At 70.8% G+C, this 23,199-nt stretch carries 20 protein-coding genes and 1 pseudogene; 8 read left to right on the plus strand and 13 right to left on the minus strand.

Features of this window, described 5'->3' with window-relative positions; translation table 11 throughout:
• Positions 1-1,214: DUF222 domain-containing protein (locus tag ACEN2M_RS14255; protein WP_441648802.1), on the minus strand; the 1,214-nt coding region annotated here is incomplete at its 3' end.
• 163 nt (positions 1,215-1,377) lie between these two features.
• A complete protein-coding gene (locus tag ACEN2M_RS14260; RefSeq protein ID WP_441648803.1) occupies positions 1,378-2,703 on the minus strand; it encodes an MFS transporter in 1,326 nt (441 codons plus the stop codon).
• A 180-nt stretch (positions 2,704-2,883) separates the two neighbouring features.
• On the opposite strand from ACEN2M_RS14260, the gene moaA reads away from it, so the two are divergent.
• Together moaA and ACEN2M_RS14270 are read left to right on the plus strand one after the other, a co-directional pair.
• Entirely contained in the window at positions 2,884-3,996 is a 1,113-nt protein-coding gene (gene moaA, locus ACEN2M_RS14265; protein ID WP_441648804.1) for a GTP 3',8-cyclase MoaA, read from the plus strand.
• A gap of 45 nt (positions 3,997-4,041) precedes the next feature.
• Complete coding sequence (locus ACEN2M_RS14270; RefSeq protein ID WP_441648805.1) at positions 4,042-4,722, plus strand: helix-turn-helix transcriptional regulator; 681 nt, start codon at positions 4,042-4,044, stop codon at positions 4,720-4,722.
• On the opposite strand, the gene ACEN2M_RS14275 is transcribed toward ACEN2M_RS14270, so the two are convergent.
• The 5 genes from ACEN2M_RS14275 to ACEN2M_RS14295 all read right to left on the minus strand — a co-directional run bounded on the left by ACEN2M_RS14275 (position 4,658) and on the right by ACEN2M_RS14295 (position 9,306).
• Positions 4,658-5,347, minus strand: a complete 690-nt coding sequence (locus tag ACEN2M_RS14275; RefSeq protein ID WP_441648806.1) for a DedA family protein — start codon at positions 5,345-5,347, stop codon at positions 4,658-4,660. The two genes, ACEN2M_RS14270 and ACEN2M_RS14275, sit on opposite strands and share 65 nt — an antisense overlap.
• On the minus strand, positions 5,344-6,765 hold the full coding sequence (locus tag ACEN2M_RS14280) for an acyltransferase family protein (RefSeq protein WP_441648807.1): 1,422 nt from the start codon (positions 6,763-6,765) through the stop codon (positions 5,344-5,346). The genes ACEN2M_RS14275 and ACEN2M_RS14280 overlap by 4 nt, the downstream gene beginning before the upstream one ends.
• Before the next feature lie 142 nt (positions 6,766-6,907).
• Positions 6,908-7,579, minus strand: coding sequence for a response regulator (locus ACEN2M_RS14285; protein WP_441648808.1), 672 nt, complete (start codon positions 7,577-7,579; stop codon positions 6,908-6,910).
• Positions 7,576-8,856 carry a sensor histidine kinase gene (locus tag ACEN2M_RS14290; protein WP_441648809.1) on the minus strand — a complete coding sequence of 427 codons (1,281 nt, stop codon included), beginning with the start codon at positions 8,854-8,856 and terminating at the stop codon, positions 7,576-7,578. Before ACEN2M_RS14290 ends, ACEN2M_RS14285 begins: the two co-directional genes overlap by 4 nt.
• An 81-nt stretch (positions 8,857-8,937) precedes the next feature.
• Positions 8,938-9,306 (minus strand): non-heme iron oxygenase ferredoxin subunit, encoded by a 369-nt coding sequence (locus ACEN2M_RS14295; RefSeq protein WP_441648810.1) that lies wholly within the window; start codon positions 9,304-9,306, stop codon positions 8,938-8,940.
• Positions 9,307-9,406: 100 nt separating this feature from the next.
• Between ACEN2M_RS14295 and ACEN2M_RS14300 the strand changes: the two genes are divergently transcribed.
• The 6 genes from ACEN2M_RS14300 to ACEN2M_RS14325 all read left to right on the plus strand — a co-directional run bounded on the left by ACEN2M_RS14300 (position 9,407) and on the right by ACEN2M_RS14325 (position 16,816).
• On the plus strand, positions 9,407-9,730 hold the full coding sequence (locus ACEN2M_RS14300) for a DUF2249 domain-containing protein (RefSeq protein ID WP_441648811.1): 324 nt from the start codon (positions 9,407-9,409) through the stop codon (positions 9,728-9,730).
• 31 nt (positions 9,731-9,761) lie between these two features.
• Entirely contained in the window at positions 9,762-10,970 is a 1,209-nt protein-coding gene (locus ACEN2M_RS14305) for a hypothetical protein (RefSeq protein ID WP_441648812.1), read from the plus strand.
• Positions 10,967-13,636, plus strand: coding sequence for a multicopper oxidase domain-containing protein (locus ACEN2M_RS14310; RefSeq protein WP_441648813.1), 2,670 nt, complete (start codon positions 10,967-10,969; stop codon positions 13,634-13,636). The genes ACEN2M_RS14305 and ACEN2M_RS14310 overlap by 4 nt, the downstream gene beginning before the upstream one ends.
• Positions 13,633-14,382, plus strand: a complete 750-nt coding sequence (locus ACEN2M_RS14315) for a Crp/Fnr family transcriptional regulator (protein ID WP_441648814.1) — start codon at positions 13,633-13,635, stop codon at positions 14,380-14,382. The genes ACEN2M_RS14310 and ACEN2M_RS14315 overlap by 4 nt, the downstream gene beginning before the upstream one ends.
• Before the next feature lie 84 nt (positions 14,383-14,466).
• Positions 14,467-14,700 (plus strand): heavy-metal-associated domain-containing protein, encoded by a 234-nt coding sequence (locus ACEN2M_RS14320; protein WP_441648815.1) that lies wholly within the window; start codon positions 14,467-14,469, stop codon positions 14,698-14,700.
• Between the two features lie 22 nt (positions 14,701-14,722).
• Positions 14,723-16,816, plus strand: a complete 2,094-nt coding sequence (locus ACEN2M_RS14325; protein WP_441648816.1) for a heavy metal translocating P-type ATPase — start codon at positions 14,723-14,725, stop codon at positions 16,814-16,816.
• Here ACEN2M_RS14325 and ACEN2M_RS14330 read toward each other — a convergent pair.
• The 6 genes and pseudogenes from ACEN2M_RS14330 to ACEN2M_RS14355 form a co-directional block, all read right to left on the minus strand.
• A pseudogene (locus tag ACEN2M_RS14330) lies at positions 16,715-17,146 on the minus strand (lysoplasmalogenase family protein); the annotation flags it as partial. The gene ACEN2M_RS14325 and the pseudogene ACEN2M_RS14330 sit on opposite strands and share 102 nt — an antisense overlap.
• Positions 17,147-17,371: 225 nt before the next feature.
• Positions 17,372-18,250: an alpha/beta fold hydrolase gene (locus ACEN2M_RS14335; RefSeq protein WP_441648817.1), complete on the minus strand. Its 879-nt coding sequence runs from the start codon at positions 18,248-18,250 to the stop codon at positions 17,372-17,374.
• 114 nt (positions 18,251-18,364) lie between these two features.
• Positions 18,365-18,919: a hypothetical protein gene (locus tag ACEN2M_RS14340; RefSeq protein ID WP_441648818.1), complete on the minus strand. Its 555-nt coding sequence runs from the start codon at positions 18,917-18,919 to the stop codon at positions 18,365-18,367.
• Between the two features lie 220 nt (positions 18,920-19,139).
• Positions 19,140-20,750 carry a 2-phospho-L-lactate transferase gene (gene cofD / locus ACEN2M_RS14345; RefSeq protein WP_441648819.1) on the minus strand — a complete coding sequence of 537 codons (1,611 nt, stop codon included), beginning with the start codon at positions 20,748-20,750 and terminating at the stop codon, positions 19,140-19,142.
• Positions 20,747-21,649 (minus strand): ABC transporter ATP-binding protein, encoded by a 903-nt coding sequence (locus ACEN2M_RS14350; RefSeq protein ID WP_441648820.1) that lies wholly within the window; start codon positions 21,647-21,649, stop codon positions 20,747-20,749. Before ACEN2M_RS14350 ends, cofD begins: the two co-directional genes overlap by 4 nt.
• Before the next feature lie 236 nt (positions 21,650-21,885).
• Complete coding sequence (locus ACEN2M_RS14355) at positions 21,886-23,181, minus strand: putative F420-0 ABC transporter permease subunit (RefSeq protein WP_441648821.1); 1,296 nt, start codon at positions 23,179-23,181, stop codon at positions 21,886-21,888.
• Positions 23,182-23,199 lie beyond the last annotated feature (18 nt).

The raw sequence follows: 23,199 nt of genomic DNA on the forward strand, positions 1-23,199 counted from the left end.
GCTGATCCGGCTGATCCGGCTGATCCGGCTGATCCGGCTGATCCGGCTGATCCGGCTGATCCGGCTGATCCGGCTGATCCGGCTGACCCGGCTGACCCGGCTGACCCGGCGGCTCCGGCGTGTTCGGTGGGTGTGGCGGGGGCTGCGGGCCGGGTGGCCGGGGTGGCGGTGGTGAGGATCTGCACCGCGGGGCGGCGGCCGCCGAGCATGTCGTTGGGGTTGATGGTTGTGCCGGCTTTGAGGAGGTCGATGAAGCCGTCGCAGGTGATCTGGGTGGTGGTGCGGGGGTCGTCGGTGACTCGTTTGGCCCAGGCGGCGCGGTCGGTGTCGACGAAGCGCACACCGCCGCGGCGGGGGCTGGTGAGGCTGTCGAAGGTGGACTTGATGAACTCGCCCTGCTCGGCGGGGAAGAGTCCGTCGACGCGGACCTGGCCGGTGCCCAGGGTCCAGATGCGCAGGTAGCGGTCGTCCCAGGCCTTCTGTTCGCGCACCCGGATGCCGGCCGCGTCGAGGGTGTCGCGGGCCTGCCGGGCCCGTTTGAGTAGCTGGTCCACGTTCATCGACGCGGCATCGGTGAGCAGCTCGGCGAGGGCGTGGGCGAGGACCGGGCCGGTGACGACGGTGTCGACGTCGCCGAGGCCGGTGCGCAGGGCGTGCGCGGCGTCGATGGAGAGGGTGCCGGCGGTCACGGCGTGCGAGATCGGTGCGTGCCAGGGCAGCGGTGCCGGCACGAGCAGCGGAGCGACCGGGTCCGGGGCGTCGGAGGAGTCCGGATCCAGCGCCGGGTTCATCGCCTCGTCGAGCAACCGGCGCGCCGCCTCGGCCTCCGCGGCGGCGGCCTGGGCCTCGGCGTCTTCGGTCTCGGCGAGCATCCGGCCCACACCGACGAGTTTGCGGGACTCGACCTTGCTGGTGCCGGTCAGCTCCTGGATCAGGGCCTCGGGGTTGAGGAAGCCCTGTTGCGCCGCGAGGCCGGCATGGCCCAGCTCCCACCGGGACCGCTGGGCCAGGGTCTTCGCCATCCACGCCTTGCGGGTGTCGAGCTCGCGTTGGGCCCGGGCGAGAGTCTTCTGCCCGGCCAGCACCGCCGCATCCGACAAAGCGTCGTAGTCGGTGCTGCACGAGCCCAACCGGGCCACATCGCCGGCCGCAGCCATCAGCACATCGCCGCGCGAAGCGGCGAACGTGTCTGCGATGGTGGATTGGTTGGTCATGCCACGAATGTAGCCCGATTTCGAAGCTTTGTGTGAGTGAATGTCAACTTGTGGATAACTCTTTCTGCCCACGACAAACGGTCCACATTCGCCACGAGGCACCACACCCAGCAACCCCACCGGGCATGCCGGGGATCACCGCGGCTTGGGGCCGGGCGAGAGCCTAGCCGGGGTAGGGGGCGTTCGGGCGGGCGTAGAAGACCCAGGCCAGCACGGTGCAGAAGACGCAGAACACTGCGCAGCCGATGAAGAAGGCGGTGGGGCTGATCGCGGTGAGCGCGATGCCCACGATGAACGGGCCGAAGGCCGCAATGGCGGAGGTCCAGGCGATGGCCCCGCCGGCCTGGCGCTTGGGGAAGATCATCGGCATCTGCTTGAAGGTGCCACCGTTGGCCAGGCCCGCGAAGAAGAAGATGATCAGCATTCCTGTGAGGAAGCCCCAGAACTCGCCGACACTCGACGGGGTGAGGAAGAACGCTGTGAGCACCGTGCCCACCACCATGCCGGCGCCGCCGACGAATGTGAAGATCGCGCCGCCGAACTTGTCGCAGAACGGGCCGCTCGCGGCGCGCACGGCGGCACCGACCACGGGGCCGATGAACGCGAACGCCAGCGGGTTGGGCGCATCCGGGAAGTCGCCGTAGACATTGAGGATGATCAGGCCCATCTGCGCGGCCAGGCCGCTGTAGGCGCCGAAGCTCATCAGGTAGATCGCCGTCATGATCCAGGTGTGCTTCACCTTGAAGATGTCCACCTGCTGGGCGAAGTTGGCCGTGATCGGTACCCGGCGCAGGTACAAAATCGAGAGCACCATGGCGAGCAGCGCCCAGGGGATGAGCACCAGTCCGCCGTTGTGCAGCCAGACCAGTTCACCGTTGGCACTCGACTGCGGGGTGAGGGCCGCCGTGCCGAGCAGACCGAAGCCGACCACCCAGGGCAGCAGCAGCTGGATCAGACCGATACCGAAGTTACCCAGGCCCGCCTGCAGGCCGAGGGCGGTGCCGGCGAGTCGCTTGGGGAAGAAGTAGCTGGTGGAGGCCATCAGCCCGGAGAACGCGCCGCCGCCGATGCCGGCCGAGAACGACAGGCAGAGCAGCACCCAGAACGGGGTCGACGTGTCGCGCACGGCGAGGGTCCAGCCCAGCATCGGCAGAATCAGCAGCCCCGACGACATGGCCACCAGGTTGCGGGTGCCCATGATCGGCGGGAGGAACATGAAGACCAGGCGCAGGATGCCGGCGGCGAGCCCCGGCAGGGCCACCAGCCAGTACAGCTGGCCCGGTGCCAGCGAGTAGCCGATGTCGTTCAGCCGCGGCGCGATCGCGCTCACCAGGTACCAGGAGGCAAAGGCCAGGGTCAGGCTGAAGGTGGTGATCCAGAGGGTGCGCCAGGCGAGCTTGGAATCCCAGGTCTCTTCGTTCTCCGGATCCCAGTTGGACAGGTCCGGTGCGAGTTTGCTGCTGACGGCGGTGGTAGCGGCGGCTGACATGGGAGCTCCTGGTTTCCGGTCGCGATCGGCAGGCCAGGCCGGCCCGCTTATGGTCAGCCTGACCGTCGGCGCAGATCGCGACAACGCGCGAACACCGTGAAAAATGATTTGCCCACGGTGCCGGCCCCGCGCTCACCGATCGTGAGGCAAACCCGCACCGTTCGGGGTTAGGGTCGGTGTATGTCAGGCGCACCGATCCCCGTGCACTCCGCCGCGCCCCCGGCCGGCGATGTGCCGGTTCAGCCTGCCCCGCCCCTGGCTGCGCCGCTCGTCGACACCCTCAACCGCCCGCTGCATGACCTGCGCCTGTCGGTCACCGACCGGTGCAACTTCCGGTGTGTCTACTGCATGCCCAAGGAGATCTTCGGCAAGGACTTCGCGTTCATGCCCCGCGACGAGATGCTCTCTTTCGAGGAGATGACCCGGCTGGCCCGCATCTCGGTGGCGCACGGCGTGGAGAAGATCCGGCTCACCGGCGGCGAGCCGCTGCTGCGCAAGGGCCTCGAAGAGCTCATCGCTATGCTCGCCGAGCTGCGCACCCCGGCCGGCCGGCCTGTGGACATCGCCCTCACCACCAACGGCTCCGCCCTGGCCGTGAAGGCCCAGGCGCTCAAGGACGCCGGTCTCCAGCGCGTCACGGTGTCGCTGGACTCCCTCGACGACACCACCTTCCGCGCCATGAACGACGTCAACTTCCCGGTCGCCCGCATCCTCGCCGGCCTCGACGCCGCGCACGCCGTTGGCCTCGGCCCGATCAAGATCAACATGGTGGTCAAGCGCGGCCAGAACGACCACGACATCGTCAACATGGCCCGGCATTTCAAGGGCACCCCCTACATCCTGCGTTTCATCGAGTTCATGGACGTAGGCACGAGCAACGGCTGGGACATGGCCGCCGTGCTGCCCTCCAGCGAGGTGCGCGACCGCATCCATGCCGAACTGCCGCTGGAGGAAGTGGCCCCCAACTACACCGGCGAGACCAGCCGTCGCTGGCGTTACGTGGACGGCGAGGGTGAGATCGGCCTGATCTCCAGCGTCACCCAGTCCTTCTGCCACACCTGCTCCCGTGCCCGCGTCTCCACCGACGGCAAGCTGTTCACCTGCCTGTTCGCCAGCGAGGGCCACGACCTGCGCGCGCTGCTGCGCGACGGCAGCACCGACGAGCAGCTCTCCGCCGCGATGGGCTCCATCTGGCGGCAGCGCACCGACCGCGCCTCCCAGCTGCGCAGCGCCCAGACCGGCGCGGTGCGCTCGTCGGGCAAGAAGATCGAGATGTCCTACATCGGCGGATGACCGCCGGCCCGCCTCGGTTTAACCGCACGCTGCTACTCTCAAATCATGACCCAGAGCCCGCAGAGCGACGCGTGGCACGCCGCCCTGGCCAGCGCGCCCAGGCGCCGGGTGCTGGCAGCGCTCACCGCGGCGGCGGGGCCGCTCGACGCGATCGCGATGGCGGATCTTCTGGGGGTGCACGTGACCACCGCCAGGTTCCACCTCGAACAGCTCGAGGCCGGCGGTCTCGTGCAGCGCCAGGTCGCCAAGGCAGGACAGCGAGGCCGCCCGCACATCCTGTTCAGCCCGGTCGACTCGTCGCAGGCAGCAGACCCTCAGCAGCAACTCACCCAGGCTCTCGCGGCGGTGATCGGCGAAGACGACGACAAGGGCCGGGCCCGCTCTGTTCGTGCAGGCGAACGCTGGTCTGCGGAGTACGCCGGCACGCCGGACTCCGGTCCGGCCGCGGCGGGCGACGGCGCCGCAGAAGGGCTCGTTCCGCCGTTGCTGCGTGTGCTCGACGAGATCGGCTTCGAACCCGAGCTGCGCCCTGACGGCACGATCGCCCTGCCGACCTGTCCGTTCCGCCAGGAGGCGCGCCTGAACCCCGACGTGGTCTGCTCCGTACACCTGGGCCTGCTGCGCGGGGTGGCCCGCTCGCACGGATACGACGCAGAGCAGATCACATTGCGCCCGTTCGTGCAGCCGCACCTGTGCCTGGTGCAGCTGCCGTCCCGCGAGCCGTGACGACGGACGCTGCAATCCTTTCGCGTCGGCGTCCGGCGGATGTCACGACACGGTCGATGCCAAGCCCGAGGCAGAGGGCCAGTGCCACCCCGATCATCGCGCCGAGAACTGGCTGGTCGGTGAAGGCGGTGCCGGCCACGATGCCGATGAGTACCGAGTAAACCGACCAGCACGCGCCGGCCAGAACAGCCAGGGGCCAGAAGCGCCGGAACGGCAGGCGCGTCGCGCCGGCCGTCATGTTCACGGCCACTCGGCCGACCGGGATGTAGCGGGCCACGAGGAGCAGGCTGGCGGGGCGACGAGCGAGGCCGCGGCCGGCTCTCTCGATGGCGTCTCCGGCCCGACGCCCGCCCATCCACCTGAATCTCGTCACGCCGATCCGCCGGCCGAGCCCATAGGCGATCGTGTCACCCAGCGTTGCCCCCACCGCTGCGAGGACCAGGATGGCCACCGGGTCGGGCGTGCCCGTGCTCACCCCGAGGGCCGCCGCCACGACAACAATGCTCTCACTCGGAACCGGAGGGAAGAAGCCGTCGATCACCACCACCGCGAAAACGACGAGGTAGACCCAGGGGGAGTTGACGGCAGCGAGCAGGAAGTCGGTGAGCAGGTCCAGCGGGTTCATGGCACGTCGATTCTGGAGTGGGACTGGAGAGCGGAGCGGTTGGGGTCGTGCGGGGCGACGCTCGCGAGAGCTGACGCCGGGCGTCGTCCGAAGCGGTCAGTGCCGCTCAGTGCGAGACCGAGCAGCAGGAGGGAGATCGCGGCGGGCACCGCTGTGAATCCGGCAATCAGTGCCACAGTCACCCCACCGGCCCCGAGGAGGGTGTCGAGCGTGACTCGGCGGGCGCTCACCGGCACCCGGTCGACTCGGCGGCCGCCGGCTTCGAACCGGGCGAACAGGCGAACTACCGCAACCACGGCCGCCGCCACGCAGATCAGCCAGAGCGGCCGGCTCGCCCACCAGGGAGCGCTCAGAGGTGCCGGGAGCAGGCCGCCGTATGCCGCGTCGCCCACAATGAGCAGCGCGGAGAGTCCGATGAGCACCGGCAGGTGCCAGAGGTACACCGTCATGCTGCGCCGGCCCAGCGCGTCAATGAGCACTCCGGTCAGCTGACCGTCGGCCAGGGCCGCGAACCGGGCTCGCAGCAGCGAGAAGGCCATCAGCTGCGCGACGCCCAGCACCACCAGGCACACGGTGGGCGGGTTCAGGTTCACGAACATGTCGGCCGGGTACGGCCCGTTCGTGAGTGCGACCAGGAGCGCGAGCGCCGCGAGGAGGACCCCGGCCCTGGTGCGCCGGCTGAGGGCGTCGACGGATCCGTCGGCCAGCCAGAAGCCCAGCTGTTGCACCAGCAACCAGACGAAGAGCAGGTTGAGGAAGCCGACGGCGGCCACGCCGCTGCCCAGCCGGGCGAGGTCCACCAGGGTCACGGCCGCGAGCAGCACCAGCGGGGTGCGGATGCGCGCAATGTCGTGGGCGCGGCTCAGCATCGGCACCAGTGCACAGCAGAGGATGTAGACGCCGAGGAACCAGAGCGGCTGACCGATCCGGAAGCTCGCCGTGGCCACGATCTCGCCGGGCACCCCGAGCAGGGACATCGTGGCGAGGCTTGCCCCGGTCACGGCGACCAGCGCGATGGCCGGTCGCACGAGCCGCACGATCCGGGATCGAACGTACTGAGCGGGCGACACCCCCGCGGCGCGAAGGGAGCGCCACTGGGTGATGCTCGCGAAACCGCCGACGATGAAGAACAGCGGCATAACCTGCACCAGCCAGCTGACCGGGGCGAACCATGGCTGGTTCTCGAGGGCGTTCGCCATCTCGACGCCGCCGGCGCCGACGCTCACACCCACCATCAGCGAGTGCAACGCAACGACGACCATCAGGAGGGTCGCGCGGACGGCATCAATGCTGCCGTCCCTGACCGCCCGTGTGCCGGTGGGCTCGGCGGGCTGCGTGAAGTGGGGCCGACCGCCGGTCGGTCCCAGTGTCGACGTGCGCAGCCTCGACGCTGCCCGTGGTTCTCTCGTGATGGTCACGTCCCGCTCCCTTTCGAGCGGCACATCCGCTCGAGAGGCAGGTTAGGGAGGCGGTACCGGGAGGAACATCACCCCGTGGAGCCGTTCTGCGCCCCTACCGGGGTAGGGGAACGGGGCAGGTGCGGCTCGGCCGGCCGGAGAATCAGCCGCCGGGCTGTACCAGGGCCACGTCATAGGCGAACACCACGGCCTGCACCCGGTCGCGAAGTCCCAGCTTGCTGAACAGCTTGCTCACGTGCGTCTTCACGGTCTGCTCCGCGATGAAGAGCCCGGCGGCAATCTCCGTGTTGGACCACCCGCGGCCCACCAGCGCCAATACCTCGGTCTCGCGGGCGGTGAGAGAGGCGAGCAGCTCGCTCTCGACCCTCCGCGGCGGTGCCGTGCGGGCGAAGTCCTCGATCAGCCGGCGGGTGACGCTGGGCGCGAGCAGCGCCTCACCGCCGGCGACGATGCGCACCGCCGCGACCAGATCCTCCGGCAGGGCGTCTTTCAGCAGGAAGCCGCTGGCGCCCGCGCGCAGTGCCTCGTAGACGTAGTCGTCAACGTCGAAGGTGGTGAGCACCAGTACCCGGGGAACGTAGTCGCTGCTGCGCGGCGGTGTCTGCAGGGCCCTGGTCGCCTCGAGTCCGTTCATGACGGGCATCCGCACGTCCATCACGACAACGTCGGGGCGCAGCTCGTGAGCCAGCGCCACAGCCTCCTGCCCATTGGCCGCCTGGCCGAGCACGCTGATCCCGGGCTGCGCGTCCAGGACGGCGGCGAACCCGGCGCGCACCATGGCCTGGTCGTCAACGATGAGAACTGTGATCGTCATGACGGGGTCGAATCCTTGCCGGTGCGGGCCGCCGCGGCGGCGGGTGGGGCGGATGCCGGAAGTGGCAGTGTTGCGAGAACGCGGTATCCGCCCTCGGCGGTCGGGCCGGCGTACAGGGAGCCGCCGAAAATCTCACAGCGCTCCCGCATGCCGATCAGCCCGTGCCCGCCCTGGTGGGAGACCGGGGCGGTGGCGGGCGGCTCGTTCTCGATCGCGAGCGCCACCGCGCCGTCGATCAGTTCGCCGCGCACCCGGGTGGAAGCTCCGGGTGCATGACGCACGACATTGCTCAGGGACTCCTGCACGATGCGGTAGGCGGCGAGGCTCAGCAGCCCGCTGGCCGGCAGAGCGGGGGAGAGGTCGACAGCGACGTGCACGCCGGCGCGCGCGAGAGACGGCACCAGGTCGGGGATCTGGCCGATGCCCGGCTGCGGGATGCCGTCGGCGCCGGTGCCCTCGCTGCGCAGCACGCCGAGCAGTTGGCGCATCTCGCGCATGGCCGTGCGAGCGGATGCTGCGATGTCGGCGAACTCCTCTCGAGTCGCCTCGTCGAGATGGGGCAGCCGGTATGGGGCGCTGGCGGCCTGCACCTGGATCACCGACATGCTGTGCGCGACGACGTCGTGCAGTTCTCGGGCGATGCGGTTGCGCTCCTCCACCAGGACCCGGCGTTGATGCTCGCTGGCGAGTTCCCCGCGCATCCGCACCCGTTGGGCGACCAGCACTGCGAGCACCAGAACCGCGGCGGTGATCGCCGTTGTCGTCACCAGATTGGCCACCACGCCGTCGACCGTGGCGACCTGCACGGCACCCGCGCCGACGACGACCAACACTAGGAGCGAGGCGCAAACGCTGAGGGCCCAGGCGGTGACGCCTTCGCGTACGGGGCGCCGCAAGCCCAGCGATGCGAGTAGCGCGCACAGGCTCAACAGCCCACCGACGTCGACCGGCCACGGGGCTCCGGGGACGGGCGTGCTGAAGGCGAAGAAGCCTACAGCCCCGGTGATCCAGCTGGCCGTGGCCCAGCGCGGGGCGACCAACGGCAGCAGGATGCCGCCGCACTGCAGCAACGCGACGGCGAAGGCGGCGAGCACAGGAACCCGATAGACCGTGACGTCCACGGGAACGCTGACGCTGAAGATCACGATCCCCAGTAGGGCGGCCGTGGTCCACCACCAGAAGCTCTGCCGGGCCGACAACGGAACTGCCAGGGACGGGGTCCCCGAGTGTGGCGCCGCGGTGGCCAGGGCCTCTGGTGGTCTCGCTGGTGCGCTCATGGTCCGGCTAGTTTGGCACGGGCATCCGGCGGTTGCGTCACCCTCCGGTAGCGTCAGGGCCCTACCGGCGTATGGGTCGGCTCAGGCCGACGCCTCGTACGCCGACACGTCGACCTGCACGCTGACATCCACGTAGACGTCGCCGTCCACGATGGTGAGCGGGTAGACCGGCACCGGCTCGGAGGCGGGCAGGGTGCGCGCGCGTCCGGTGGACAGCTCGAACCGGCCGCCGTGCGCCCAGCACTCCAGGTCGTCGCCCTCCACGAAGCCGTCCGACAGCGAGATGTCGGCGTGCGAGCACATGTCACCGAGCGCGAAGCAGTTGCCCGCGCTGTCTTTCACCAGGGCAACGGCAACGCCGTCGACCATCATCTTGATCGCTTCACCGAGCTCCAGCTCGGACTCTGCGCACACCCTGGTTGGCACCTGCTCCTCGTTCCTGCCGGTCATATTCCGGCCTGGCGGACGGGACGAACGTCCCGATTAAAAGGATAGGCATCCTCTAAAGTGACGGAACAGGGTCATTCGACCCGGCCAAAGGAGAATTCTTGTGACTGCCGAACCGATCATCCTGACGTCCAGCCGCCCCGGTGCCGCCGACGCCGCTCCGGCCGCCCCCGGCTGCGCCTGCGGCCACGAAGACGCCGACAACATCGTGCTCGACACCCGCACCATTCCGCACGCCATCCGGCACGCCACCATCTTCGGCGCCCTCGGGGTCATCCAGCCCGGCTTCTCCCTCGACCTCGTCGCCTCGCACAACCCGCTGCCGCTGCTCGCGCAGCTCGAGGCCAACCGCCCGGGCGACTTCGCCATCGCCTACCTCGAGAACGGTCCGGAAACCTGGACCATTCGCCTCACCCGCGCCAACTAGCCAGCGCGCCGTAGCCGACCCTCGCCGCCCGATGACCACGCTGAGCCCGATTCGCCGCACCGGCAGCGCCGCGCGTGGCACCGGCGCCGCCGCGCGGCCGAAGGTGACCGGGCGGCTGGCCTTTCTGCTGCTCGGCGGCATCGCCCTGCTCGCCGGCCTCGACGGCGCGCTGCTGCTGCTCGGCCTGGCGGCCCCGGTCGACAGCGCCCGCCTCAGCGCGGTGCACGGCCCGCTGATGGTGTTCGGGTTCGTCGGCACCGTCGTGGTGCTCGAGCGGGCCGTGGCCGTGCGCCGCGGCTGGGCCTACCTCGCGCCCGGCCTGCTCGGCGCCGGCGGCATCGCGCTCATCTCGCCGCTGCCGCTCCTCGCGGGCCAGGCCGCCCTGGTCGCCGGCAGCACCGTGCTGCTGGCCATCTACGCCGAGATCTGGCGAAAGCAGGGCTCGGTCTCCACCGCTGTGCAGGTGCTCGGAGCCCTGAGCGGACTGATGGCCACCATCTTCTGGCTGCGCGGCATCGGCATCCCGCGGCTCGCGCCGCTGCTCATCCTCTACCTGGTGCTCACCATCGCCGGCGAGCGCCTCGAGCTGTCCCGCATCTCGCCCACCGTCAACCGCCGTACCGAAGCATGGATGCTCGGCATCGGCCTGGCCCTCAGCTTCGGCTCGGTCATCGCCCTGGTCTGGCCGATCGCCGGCTACCCCGTGCTCGGCGCCGGGATGCTGGCGCTGGTGGCCTGGCTGTTCCGGCACGACATCGCCACCCGCATGGTGCGCTCCAGTGGGCTGCCTCGCTACATGGCCTGCTGCCTGCTGGCCGGTTACGGCTGGCTCGTCGTGGTGGGCGGCATCTGGCTGCTGCAGGGCCCGGTCTACTCGGGGCCCGCCTACGACGCCATGATGCACGCCGTGTTCCTCGGCTTCGTGATGTCGATGATCATGGCGCACGCGCCCACCATCCTGCCCGCCGTGCTGCGCCGGCCACTGCCGTACCGGCCGATCATGTACCTGCCCGCGGCGCTGCTGCACGTCTCGCTGCTGGCCAGGGTGCTGCTCGGCGACGCCTACGGCTGGCCGGTGCTGGTGCAGTGGGGCGGCGTGTTCAACATCGTGTCGGTGCTCCTGTTCGTGGCCATAGCCGTCGTCTCGGTGCTGCTCGGCACCACAGCGCTGCCCGCGCGCACGGCGCCCCGCACACCACCGGCACCACCTGCACCACCGCTGCGGGGCTCGCTCCTATGAAAGACAAGCTCTGGCACATCGTCTCCGGCAGCCTGGTGCCCGCCTGGCTGGCCGCCGCGGTGGTCTTCACCCTCCTGCACCGGATGGTGCCGTCGTCGGGTTGGCTGCTCGTGCACCTGCTGCTGCTCGGCGCGGTGAGCACAGCCATCCTGATCTGGAGCCAGCACTTCGCCGACACCCTGCTGCGCAGAAAAGCCCTCGGCCACCGCGTCTCGCTCGGGCTGCGGCTGGGCATGCACACCCTCGGCGCCGTGCTGGTGATGACCGGCATGGTCGCCGGCTGGTTCCCGCTCGTGCTGGTCGGCGGCATCCTGGTGGGGCTCAACGCCCTCGCCCACGCCGCCGTGATCGTGGGGCAGACCCGAGGGGCCATGCCGGGCCGGTTCGCCCCGCTCATTCGCTACTACGTCGCCAGTGCAGTGACCCTCGCCGCCGGCGTCACCCTGGGCATCTTGATGGCCAGGCTCGACGGCGGCGGTGAGGAGTACGAACGCCTGTTCATCGGCCACCTCGGCCTCAACCTGCTCGGCTGGGTGGGCCTCACCGTGATCGGCACCATCGCGCTGCTCTGGCCCACGGTGCTGCACACCCGCATCGAGGGCGCCACGGTGGCGGCCGGCCGCACCCTCACCGTGCTGCTCGGCGGCCTCGGCCTGCTCACGCTCGGCTGCCTGGTCGACCTGCGCCTCGTCGTGGCGCTCGGTGTGCTCGTCTACCTGGTGGCCCTGGGCCGGGTGCTCTGGGAGGGCATCGGCCACCTGCGCCGGGCGCCCGCCGTGGCCTTCGCCGGCTGGAGTCTCGGCGCCGCGCAGGTCTGGTTCGCGCTCTGCACCCTCGGGTTCGGCCTGCAGGTGGCCCTCGCCCCCAGCTGGACCGCCGCGGCAGCCGGCGTCGAAACCCTGGTGCCCTACTTCGCGATCGGCTTCGCCGCCCAGATCCTGCTCGGCGCCCTCAGCCACCTCGTGCCCGTGGTGCTGGGCGGCGGTCCGGCCGCCCTCAAGGCCACCGCGGCCGAGCTCGACCGGGGCGGCCTGTTCAGGGTCGTGGTGGTCAACGGCGGCCTCGCTCTGTCACTGCTGCCCGTCTCCAGCACCCTCACCGTGGCGCTGTCCATGCTGATCGTGGCCACCTTGGCCAGCTTCCTGGTGCTGTTCGCCCGGGCCCTCCGCACCAACCGGCGGGTACGCGCCCTGCCTCTCGTGCGCATTGCGCCCGGCGAGCGACCGGCGCCGGGCGAGCGACCGCGCATGACCGGGCGGATGCTCGCGGCCGCGAGCGTGCTGCTGCTCACGGTGACCGTGGGCATCGTGGTCGACCCGGCCTCGGTGGGCCTGTCGACGGTGTCGACCCAGGCCGCCGGCACCTCGGCGTCCGCCGCCGCGACCGGGCACACCACCACGGTGGCCGTCGACATGGTCGAAACCCGCTTCGTGCCCGACCGCATCGAGGTGCCGGTCGGCGACGAACTGGTGATCACGCTCACTAATAGCGATGACATGGTGCACAACCTGGTGCTCGAATCCGGGCTGGTCTCCGGGTCGCTCGAGCCGGGCGCCTCCGAATCGGTGGCAGTGGGCGTGATCGGAGCGAGCGTAGACGGCTGGTGCTCCATCGCCGGACACCGGCTGCTGGGCATGGAGCTCAGCATCGTCGCGGTGGGCGCCGAGTCGGTGGGCGCCGCCTCCGCCGGCAGCGGCGACACGTCGATGGACGGCATGGCGGGCATGGCCGCAAACGGCTCGCACACCGGCCACGGCACGGCCGCCACCGGCGCCTCAGCCGCCGACGACCTCGACCCGATGGCCGAACCCGACGCCGATTTCGCCGCCCGCGACGCCACCCTGCCGCCCGCCACCGCTGCCACCGTGCACCGGCGCACCCTGATCGTGCGCAATGTGGAGGCGGAGGTGGCGCCGGGGGTGACCCAGATGCTGTGGACCTTCAACGGTGCCGCGCCCGGTCCCACCCTGCGCGGCACGGTGGGCGACGTGTTCGAGATCACCCTGGTGAACAAGGGCACGGTCGGGCATTCCATCGACTTCCATGCCGGCGCCGTCGCCCCCGACGACGTGATGCGCACCATCCAGCCCGGTGAGAGCCTGGTCTACACGTTCACCGCCACCCGGTCGGGCATCTGGCTCTATCACTGCAGCACGATGCCCATGTCGGTGCACATCGCCAACGGCATGTTCGGCGCCGTCATCATCGACCCGCCCGGCCTGGCCGCCGTGGACCGTGAATACCTCGTCGTGCAGTCCGAGCTCTACCTCGGCGCGCAGGGCGGCGAGGTCGACGCGGTCAAGGTGGCCGCGCAGACCCCCGACCTCATGGTCTTCAACGGCTACGCCAACCAGTACGCCGCCAGGCCGCTGCAGGCCAGGGTCGGCGAGACCGTGCGGGTCTGGGTGCTGGATGCCGGCCCCAACGTGGGCAGCGCCTTCCACGTCGTCGGCGGCCAGTTCCACACCGTCTACAAGGAGGGCGACTACACGCTCAAAGACGGCGGCAGCACCGGCACCGGCGGCGCCCAGGTGCTCGACCTCGCCGCCGCGCAGGGTGGCTTCGTGGAACTCAGCTTCACCGAGGCGGGCCACTACCCCTTCGTGAGCCACATCATGTCGGATGCCGAGAAGGGCGCCCGCGGCATCCTCGAGGTGCTGCCGTGAGCGAGCCCCGGCGCACAGTGCCGCTACGCAGCACCTGCGGCCGCCCGCACGCGTGCCCACCCGCCATGCAACTGCGCATCCTCGAGCAGATCGCCCTGTTCAGTGGCCTGTCCGGCGATGAGTTGGCATCCATCCGCTCGCGGATGGAGTCGCTGGCCTGGTCTGCCGGCGACGCCCTGTTCAGCGCCGGCGAGCCCGCCGAGCACGTCTACCTGCTCGCGGCCGGCCAGGCGAAGGCCTTCCGCACCACCGCCACGGGTCAGCGCACCAGCCTCGACTTCTTCGGCCCTGGCGACGTGCTCGGCGGCCTCACCTGGGCCGGCCGGAGCGGCTACACCGAGACGGCGGTCGCCCTGGTCACCACCTGCGCCCTGCGGATCGATGCCGGCGCCTTCCGCGAGGTGATGCTCGCGCATCCGTCCGTGGCGCTCGGCGTGCTCGATGTCGTCTCCGACCGCCTCGCCCTGGCCCGCTCCGCGGAGCAGGAACAGGCCTCCGCCACGGTTACCGAACGGGTGGCCGGCGGCCTGCTCCGCCTCGCCCACACCTTCGGCGTGCCGGGCGACGTGCCCGGTGCCACGCTCATCCAGCTGCCGCTCACCCGGGCCGACCTGGCCGCCATGGCGGGCACCAGCGCCGAGTCGGTCTCCCGCGTGATGAGCCGGCTCCGCCGCGACGGACTCATCGATTCGGGGCGCCGCTGGACCGCCGTCCTCGACCCGGCCGGCCTGCTTGCGGCAAAGTGACGGCCGTCATGGTCACCGACCGCCAGGCTCCGTAACGTCGTGAATGCCCCGGTCAGCCCGGGGAACGTCACGAAAGGACACCTCATGACCACGCTCACCGCCACCCACACAATCCTGCGCGCCGACGGCTTCTCCTGCCCCTCCTGCGTGGCCAAGATCGAGAAGCTGATCGGTCGGCTGCACGGCGTCACCGGAGTGCAGGTGTTCTTCGCGTCCGCCCGCATCGAGATCGACCACGACCCGGCCGTCGTGAGCACGGATGCCCTCATCACCGCCGTCGGCAAGGCCGGCTACACCGCCCGCCTGGCCGCGTTCTGACCAGCCAGGTCGGGGGAGTGACATGCCCATCGTGGCCGGCGCCGTCCGCCGCCTGAACACTCGCTGGACGATTCCGGCCGCGGCCGGCACGCTGATCGCCGCGGCCTGGCTGGCCAGCCTCGCGCCGTCGATGAGCCTGGTCTCCGACGCGGCCATGGTGGCGGCCGCGGTCGTCGCCGGTGCCCCGATCGCCGGGGCCGCCGTGCGCGCCCTGGCGTCCAGGGTGGTCGGCATCGACCTGTTGGTCACCGTCGCCACCGTCGGCGCGATCGTGCTCGGTGAGTATTGGGAGGCCGCAGCGGTGACCTTCCTGTTCGCCATCGGGCACGCCCTCGAAACGGCCACCCTGAACCGCACCCGGGCCGCGCTCAGCGCCCTCGTGGCGCTGGCCCCCGACGTGGCCCTGGTGCTGCGCGGCGGCGTGCAGACCGAAGTGCCCGCCGCCACGGTGCGGACGGGTGAGACCGTGCTGGTGAAATCCGGTGCGCGGGTGCCCGTGGACGGCACCGTGCGGCAGGGCACCGGCACCCTCGACGAAGCCTCGATCACCGGTGAATCCCTCCCGGTGGCCAAGGCGGCGGGCGACAGGGTCTTCGCCGGCACCATGAGCACGGGCGGGCTGCTGCGCGTGGAGGCCACCGAGGTCGGCGCGGCCACCACACTGGCCCGCATCGTGCACAGGGTCGAAGAAGCCCAGGATGCCACCGCGCCGACCCAGGTCTTCATGGACCGGTTCTCCCGCTGGTACACCCCCGGCATCCTCGCGCTTGCCGTGGTCGTCGGCCTGCTCACCGGCGACCTGTTCCTCGCGCTGACGCTCCTGGTGATCGGCTGCCCAGGCGCCCTGGTCATCTCGATCCCCGTCGCGATCGTCGCCGGCATCGGCCGCGCCGCCCGCGTCGGCATCCTGATCAAGGGCGGCGAGTTCCTCGAGACCACCGCCACAATCACCGTCGTCGCCCTCGACAAGACCGGAACCCTCACCACCGGCCGCCCGCGGCTGACCGACGTCGTGGTGCTGAACCCCGAGCTCACCCCCGCCGACGTGCTCGACTGGGCCGCCAGGGCCGAGGCCGGCTCCGAACATCCGCTGGCCGGCGCAATCGTGCGCGCCGCCGCGGAGCGCGGCGGGGTCGAACACGACGGCGCGTTGCCAGAGATGATCGAGTCGGTGCCCGGGCAGGGCATCGTCGCCACCGTGGCCGGCCGCAGCCTGCTGATCGGCAACCCGGCCCTGCTCGCCGCACATGCGATCCCGGGCACGGATGTTGCTGCCGGCGTGGCCGCCGGGCTTGCCGCTCGCGGGCGCACCCCTCTGATCCTCGTGATCGACGGCACGGTCGCCGGGGTGCTCGCGGTCGCCGACGAGGTGCGTCCAGACGCTGCCGACATGGTGGCGGGGCTCCGCGCCGTCGGCGTGCACAGGGTCATCATGCTCACCGGCGACAGCCCACTCGTGGCAGCGGCCGTCGGCGCCGCTGTCGGCATCGACGACATCCGGGCGCAGCTGATGCCCGAAGACAAGCTCGACGCGGTGACCAGGCTGCAGCAGAACGGTCACGTCGTGGCGATGGTGGGCGACGGCGTCAACGATGCCCCGGCCCTGGCCACCGCGGACATCGGCATCGCGATGGGCGCGGCCGGCTCTGCAGTGGCGATCGAGACCGCCGACATCGCCCTGATGGGCGACAACCTGCTCATGCTCCCCGCGGCCATCGACCTGGCCAGGCGCACGGTGCGCACCATGCACCAGAACGTGGCTATCGCCCTCGCCACCGTTCTTCTGTTGCTGGCCGGCGTGCTGTTCGGCGGGGTGACCATGGCCGTGGGGATGCTCGTGCACGAGGCATCCGTTCTCATAGTGATCGTCAACGCTATGCGGCTGCTGCGCCACACCTCATCCGAGCGACGACGCCACCAAGGCCGGAGCCACCCGAGCCCGCTCGTGCCGCAGCAACCCCCACACGATGAGCGTCTGGGCCGCGATGTAGGTGACCATGATCAGCACGTCAGCCTGGGGGATGCCCGCATCGGGCAGGAATTTGTTGATGGCCAGGATCGAGTCCGAGGCCACGAAGAGCGCCCCACCCCACGCGACCGCGCGGTTGCACCGTGAGGCGAACGCGGCCATCGAGCACAGCACGATGCCGTAGGCGATGACCGGAATGAGGAGCGCCCCGGTGCTGGTGCCCAGAATCGTGAGTAGCGCGACCAGCCAGACCGCGTAGGCGATGGCCCACCACTGCACCCGGCGCTCGGCGAGCCGGGTGACGAAGAGCACGAGGTAGACGATGTGCGCCAGCAGAAAGAAGACCAGCCCCACGACGAACCACCGGAGCGTGACATCGCCCACCCAGGAGAAGAGAAGCGCGATCAGCCCGAGCACGACTGCAGGCGAGCGGCGCTGGGGCGCGCCCCAGATCAGCCCGATCGCCAGGGCCGGCATGAGCAGCGGTTTGGTCCATTCCACGATCCCGGGCAGCGCCAGCAGGATGGCGCCCACGTGGATCACGCCGACCACGATTATCGGCAGAACCGGAACGACGGTTGATGCCGGCTCAACCGCACTGCGGGATTCGTGCACTTCGCTCACCTCGATGTGGGACGGATGTCTCACTCACTGTACTGAGTAGTGGCAGCCGCACGGCTGTTTCCGGCCCGGGCTCGCCGGTCAGCGCGTGACGTCATCACGGCCGGCGCCCGGCTCGGCCCGCCCGGCCGGCGAGCCGGTGTCGTCGGGTGGGTCGAGGAACGAGAGCACATCGGGCAGGAACCGCGGGTCCATGGTGGTGGACAGGTGCCCCCTGCCCTCGTACAGGGCGAGGCGGCCGCGGGGGATACCCTCCGCCGTCTGCCGGAACAGCTCGGCCGAGTAGAACGCATCCCGCTCCCCGCCGATCACCAACGTGGGCGCGACGATGTCGGCCAGCCTGGTGCGCAGGTCGAAGGCATCCTCGGCCCGGATGGTGGTGATCAGGTCGGAGGTGGCGCGGCCGAAGTAGGACGTGCCGACCAGCCAGCCGAGCCCCGCCAGCATTCGCCTTGACCCGGCGCCGGAGCCCGTCATCCGCATCAGCTCAGCCCCGGCGGCGCGGGGGCGGCCGTCCAGCACGTCGTCGGCGACGCGTAGCATGGTGTCGCGGCCGTCCTCACTGAGTTTGTAGGCCGCCGAAACGATCACCAGCCGCTTCACCACGGCCGGATGGTCGGCGGCGAGCTGGAGCGCCACGCTGCCCCCGGTGGACTCGCCGATCACGTCGACGGGCTCGTCCAGGCGCCGGAGCATCGCCTGGGCGTAGTCGCTGGCGATATCGGCCATGGTGGCGTCCGGGTCGAGCCCCGGTCGGCGGTTCACCCACCACACCCGGCGCGACGCGGTGTAGGCCTGGAATTGCCGGGCCTGGAAGCGGCGGTCGCTGCCCGTTGGCGGCGCATGGTGGGGGGTGGTGCCGGGCAGAAAGACCAGCGGCGGGCCGGAGCCGACGGAAAGGAACGGCATCCCGCCCGGCCAGGTTCCATAGACGCGGGGCGGCGGGGAAATGGGAGACATCGTGCTGGCCCTTCGCTCGGGGGCGGTCTGCGCGTGGCGCTTCGACGTAGCCGAGAGTAGCGCGGCAGAGGGGCGCAGGGGAGGGTGCCGGTGCCGGTGCCGGTGTCGGCGGGGTCAGCTGCGGTCGTCGGTTGCGCGCCGGGTGGGGTCGTCGGCGTCGCGCGGGTCGGTGCCGCCTGTCACGCCTGTCACGCCTGTCACGCCCGGCCCGGACGTGCTCTGGCCGGATGTGTTCTGGCCGGATGTGCCCTGGCCGGATGTGCCCGGCCGGCTGTTCGCGTCACTGCCGTTTCCGCCGTGCCGGCCACCGCGCCGGGTCTCTACGGTGGGGTCGAGTTCATCCGCCCGGCGGCTCTGCTCGGCGGAGTTGGCGCGCAGACCCTGGGCTTCGGCCTGGCGTTGGTCGGCTTCCTGTCGGAGCCGGTCGGCGTCGACCTGCGCCTGTTGCGCATCCGCCTGAGCCCGGGTGGCCTTCGCCTCGTTCTCTCTGGCGTCGATCGCGCGCGCCTCAGCATCGCGCCGAATCGCTTCGGCCTTCTGCTGGTCCTCACGACGCTTTCTCTCCCGCTGTTCCCGGCCGCGCCGCGAGGCGAAGTAGACCACCACAGCAATGATGGCGAGCACGACGACGATGCCGACGACGATCCAAATCACAGTCGCGGTGTCCATGGCAATTCCACCTTCCGCAATCGAGTTGACGGTGCGCTTACCGGCGATAGTAGGCCGCCGCGTGCACTTTCGCGCGGTGCTGTCCTGGCCGGTCTGTTCCGCTCACGGCCGATCCGCTCGGGGCGGATCCGCTCGGCGGCCCACCACTATTCGCCGTGCGCTCAGCGGCCGTGTGCTCGGCGGCCATCCGCGGGGCGAGCCACGTCAAAGCCCACCGGTCTCAGGAGGCGGGCAGCCTCATCACCACTCGCAGCCTTTCGAGCACCACCACTGTGTCGTCGGTCGCGGTGAAGCCGGGATCGCCCAGCTGGGCCCGGCTGCGTGCGCTGTGCCACATCTCCTCGTGAGCGGCCCGCCAGGCCGCAACGGATTCGAACCCCTCACCCTCGTCGCGGGCGTGCTCGAGATCCACGTCGCCCACGCGCGCCAGGCAAAAACCTGTGGTCTCGACGATCGCCACCGGCTGCCCGGCCGAATCGATCATGACCTGTCGACCGCCCACGACGGGCATCGGCTCATTCTCGACCTCGTAGGCCGCGAGCGTCGCAGTGGTGGAGGTCTTCGTGCCGTTGAGGACCGCGGCGACGAGCTGGTCGCGCAACGGTCCGGGAAAGGCGAACTCGATGACCGGCAGGCCGTCGATGGACCCGGCGGCGGCGGGCGTCGTGCCTGTGCCGGTGGGGGTGGTCGTGGCAGTGCCTGTGCCGGCGGTGTTTGCGGGGGCCAGGGCGGGTATCGATTCGGCGATCCGCAGGGCTTCGGCGGCGATCCGGGCGGTTGCCGCCACATCTGTCATCCAGAGCGGCACGGCGGCGGCGCGGATGCCGGCGGCTTCCAGTGCGGGCACGGCCGCGGCATCCGTCTCGTCGACGAGCCAGGCATCGAGCACCCCATCGGCCGCACGGGAGCCGTAGTGCAGGCCAACCGCCAGCGCGCTCGTCTCGACGCCGATGGTGGTCAGGCAGGCGTCGGCCATGCCGCGCACCGCGGCGCCGGCGATGATCGGCGCGATGCCGACCACCCGGGCCGTGGTGGTGCGCAGGGCCTCGCGGATGCCGGGGATCGCAAGGATGGTGCCGACCGACACCACGGGGTTCGACGGGGGCAGGATCACCAGGTCGGCGGTGCGGATGGCCTCGATCACGCCGGGCGCGGCCACGGCATCGGCCAGGCCCACCTGCACGAACTCGGTGACCGGTTTGCCGGCGCGGTAGCGCACCCACCACTCCTCGAAGTGGATGAGGTCGCCGGCGCGGTGCTCGTCGGCATCCGTCGCCAGCCGCACGTGGGTCTCCACGAACTGGTCGCTCATCGGCAACAGCCGGGCGCCGGGCTGCCAGCGCCGGCAGAGGAACTCGGTGGCGGCGCTGAGGGTGGCGCCGTTTCGGAGCAGGTCGGTGCGCACGATGTGGGTGGCCAGGTCGAGGTCGCCGAGGGTGAACCACGACCAGCCCCGACCGTAGGCTGCGATCTCGGCCGAGGTGCGGCGGGACTCCTCCGCCCGGCCCCAGCCCTGCTCCTCGCTGATGCCGCCGCCGAGGGTGTACATCACGGTGTCGAGGTCGGGGCAGATGCGCAGCCCGTCCAGCCACATGTCGTCGCCGGTATTCACGATCACGGTGACGTCGCTGGCGGTGCCGGTCCCGGTGGCGGTGCTGGTGTCGCTGGTGTGCTCGGACCCCTGCGCCGAATTGCCGGAGAATTCCCCTTCGAGCGCGCTGATGGGAGCATTCGCCGCGACTCGCGCATCCTCGGCGGCCAACTGCTGCAACAACCCGCGGGTGAAGCGGGCGCCGCCGACGCCGCCGGCCAGAACGGTGACTCGGGTCATGGGGTTCCTTCTCTAGTTCCGGCAGGTCGCGAGATGCCAGTTGAGGCCACTTGGCCGGTGCTGAGGGGGCCGAAAGTGTCATCTCGCGAAGCGGGCGGGGCGGATGCGGGTTGCACGCGCGGCCCTGGTGCCTCGTCCGGTCCGGAGAACACGATCACCGGGCGCCCGGTGCGGGGGTGCGGCACGATGTCGCAGTCGACGCCGTAGACATCCTGGATGATCTCGGGCCGCAGCACCTCGGCTGGCGTGCCGAATGCCGCCAGCCGGCCGCCCTGCAGCAGCAGGATGCGGTCGCAGTAGGCGGCCGCGAGGTTGAGGTCGTGCAGGGCGAGCACCGAGGTGAGACCGAGCCCGCGCACCTGGTGCAGCAGCGACAGCTGCGCGCTCACGTCGAGGTGGTTGGTGGGTTCGTCGAGCAGCAACAGGCTGGGACGCTGAGCGAGCGCCCTGGCGATCTGCACCCGCTGCTGCTGCCCACCGCTGAGGGTGTGCCAGCGTCGCTCGATGAGCTCGTCGGCGCCCACCATGGTCAGCGCCTCGGTCGCCACGGCGAGATCGTCGTCACCGCCGAAGCTGCCCAGCAGTCGGCTGCGGTGCGGGATGCGGCCGAGCAGCACGACCTCGCGCACCGAGAGGTCCACGCTGGGTGCCACGTTCTGTTCCAGCAGGGCGATCCGCCGGGCGGCCTCGCGCCGGCGCAGCTGCCCCACGACCGCGCCGTCCAGGGCGACGGTGCCGGCATCCGCCCGGTCGATGCCCGCGATGATGCGCAGCAGCGTCGACTTGCCCGCGCCATTGGGGCCGAGCAACCCGGTGACGGTGCCGGGCGGCAGCTCAGCCGAAACATCCTGCAGGATGCGGGTGCCCTCGATGCTGAGCGACACCCCCTCGAGCACCACCCCCGCAGACGATGCCGCCGAGAGGGCAGTTGAGGCCAGTGGCTCGCCGCCGGACTGGCCAAAAGTGTCCTCTCGCGGGAGGGGTTTCGCCGAGAGGGCAGTTGGGGTGCCTGGCGTGCTCGTGGACTGCCCGGAAGTGTCCTCTCGCGCGCGGGAATCTCGCGAGTTGCTGGTCAGTTCCGCTTCAGGGCCACTCAAGGGGGCACGTGCGGCGAGTCGTGACGTGTCGGATGCGCTCATGCCCAGGCCGCGCTTCGCTTGCGCTTGATCAGCAGGATGAACACGGGCACCCCGATGAACGCCGTGATGATGCCCACCGGCAACTCCCGCGGGTCGAAGACCGTGCGGGCGAGGGTGTCGGCCAGCACCAGGAACAGCGCCCCCACCACGGCGACGAGCGGCAGCAGCCGCCGATGGCCGGGGCCGCTGAGCCCGCGCACCAGGTGCGGCAGAATCAACCCCACGAAGCCGATCGCCCCGCTCACCGCCACCATCGCGCCGGTGAGCAGCGCCACCGCCACGAGAAAGCCCCAGCGGGTGGCGTTCACGTTGATGCCCAGCGACGCGGCGTTGGTGTCACCGAAGGTGAACGCATCCAGCCGGCTCGCGGCCAGCAGGATGCCGGTGCCCACCACGACCAGCGCCACGCTGGAGATCAGCACGCTGCTCCACGAACTGCCCGCCAGCGAGCCGAGCAGCCAGTTCAGGATCTCCCGGTAGGAGTCGCCCTTGGCGGCCCAGAAGATGATGAACGAGGTGCCGGCCGAGCCCAGCTGGGCGATCGCGAGGCCCGCGAGCACGGCCCTGCCCGGCGTGATGCTGCCGCCGACCCTGGCGATGTTGAGGGTGGCGAACAGGGCGATCAGCGCGCCGGCGAACGCGGCGACCGGCAGTGCGAACCCCACGCCGAGAATGACCACGCAGACCGCGCCGAGCGACGCACCCGACGACAGCCCGAGCAGGTACGGGTCGGCCAGCGGGTTGCGGGTGACGCTCTGCATCACCGCGCCGCTGAGCGCGAGGCCCGCGCCCACCATAGCCGCGGTGAGCACCCGCGGCATCCGCAGTTGCCACACGATCGCATCGGTCAGCGGCGGCACCGGGGTGTCGCCGGCCAGCCCGGGCAGCCCGAGGTGGGTCACCACGCTGGCCCAGACCTGGGCCAGACTCACGTCGGCCGGACCGATCGTCACGGCTACGGCACTGCCGAGAATCAGGGCCACCGCAGCGGTGACCAGCCAGAACAGGTACCGGCCCGGCCCGGTGCGACGGGCCGCAGCGGATGCCTGTGCCGGGCCGGTCGACCGGCCCGGCCGGGTGCGCCGCCGGTCGGTGCCGGGGCGAGGCGCTGTTGCGGCGGTGGTGCGGGGCGTGCTCGATGCGCTGCCCGAGGTCGTGCCGGGGCCCGCCGAGGCGTCAGGCGTCGGGGCTTCTGGCGACGGGGCGGTGGCTCCGTTCGATGCGGGAGCGGGGGCGGGAGCGGGGGCGGGCGCGCGCGACCCGGTGTTGCGCGTGTGCGTTGTGCCGGTCATCCCTCTCCCTCATTCAGT

Source organism: Cryobacterium sp. W22_MBD10_FK3, assembly GCF_052113745.1.
Lineage (GTDB): Bacteria > Actinomycetota > Actinomycetes > Actinomycetales > Microbacteriaceae > Cryobacterium.

What these genes read in the sequence shown, in the direction of transcription:
- ACEN2M_RS14285 (WP_441648808.1), bottom strand. Translation starts at nt 7,579, where the DNA reads ATGACGATCACAGTTCTCATCGTTGACGACCAGGCCATGGTGCGCGCC.
- ACEN2M_RS14355 (WP_441648821.1), bottom strand. Translation starts at nt 23,181, where the DNA reads ATGACCGGCACAACGCACACGCGCAACACCGGGTCGCGCGCGCCCGCC.
- ACEN2M_RS14310 (WP_441648813.1), top strand. Translation starts at nt 10,967, where the DNA reads ATGAAAGACAAGCTCTGGCACATCGTCTCCGGCAGCCTGGTGCCCGCC.
- ACEN2M_RS14260 (WP_441648803.1), bottom strand. Translation starts at nt 2,703, where the DNA reads ATGTCAGCCGCCGCTACCACCGCCGTCAGCAGCAAACTCGCACCGGAC.
- ACEN2M_RS14290 (WP_441648809.1), bottom strand. Translation starts at nt 8,856, where the DNA reads ATGAGCGCACCAGCGAGACCACCAGAGGCCCTGGCCACCGCGGCGCCA.
- moaA (WP_441648804.1), top strand. Translation starts at nt 2,884, where the DNA reads ATGTCAGGCGCACCGATCCCCGTGCACTCCGCCGCGCCCCCGGCCGGC.
- cofD (WP_441648819.1), bottom strand. Translation starts at nt 20,750, where the DNA reads ATGACCCGAGTCACCGTTCTGGCCGGCGGCGTCGGCGGCGCCCGCTTC.
- ACEN2M_RS14270 (WP_441648805.1), top strand. Translation starts at nt 4,042, where the DNA reads ATGACCCAGAGCCCGCAGAGCGACGCGTGGCACGCCGCCCTGGCCAGC.
- ACEN2M_RS14340 (WP_441648818.1), bottom strand. Translation starts at nt 18,919, where the DNA reads ATGGACACCGCGACTGTGATTTGGATCGTCGTCGGCATCGTCGTCGTG.
- ACEN2M_RS14335 (WP_441648817.1), bottom strand. Translation starts at nt 18,250, where the DNA reads ATGTCTCCCATTTCCCCGCCGCCCCGCGTCTATGGAACCTGGCCGGGC.
- ACEN2M_RS14325 (WP_441648816.1), top strand. Translation starts at nt 14,723, where the DNA reads ATGCCCATCGTGGCCGGCGCCGTCCGCCGCCTGAACACTCGCTGGACG.
- ACEN2M_RS14295 (WP_441648810.1), bottom strand. Translation starts at nt 9,306, where the DNA reads ATGACCGGCAGGAACGAGGAGCAGGTGCCAACCAGGGTGTGCGCAGAG.
- ACEN2M_RS14275 (WP_441648806.1), bottom strand. Translation starts at nt 5,347, where the DNA reads ATGAACCCGCTGGACCTGCTCACCGACTTCCTGCTCGCTGCCGTCAAC.
- ACEN2M_RS14320 (WP_441648815.1), top strand. Translation starts at nt 14,467, where the DNA reads ATGACCACGCTCACCGCCACCCACACAATCCTGCGCGCCGACGGCTTC.
- ACEN2M_RS14305 (WP_441648812.1), top strand. Translation starts at nt 9,762, where the DNA reads ATGACCACGCTGAGCCCGATTCGCCGCACCGGCAGCGCCGCGCGTGGC.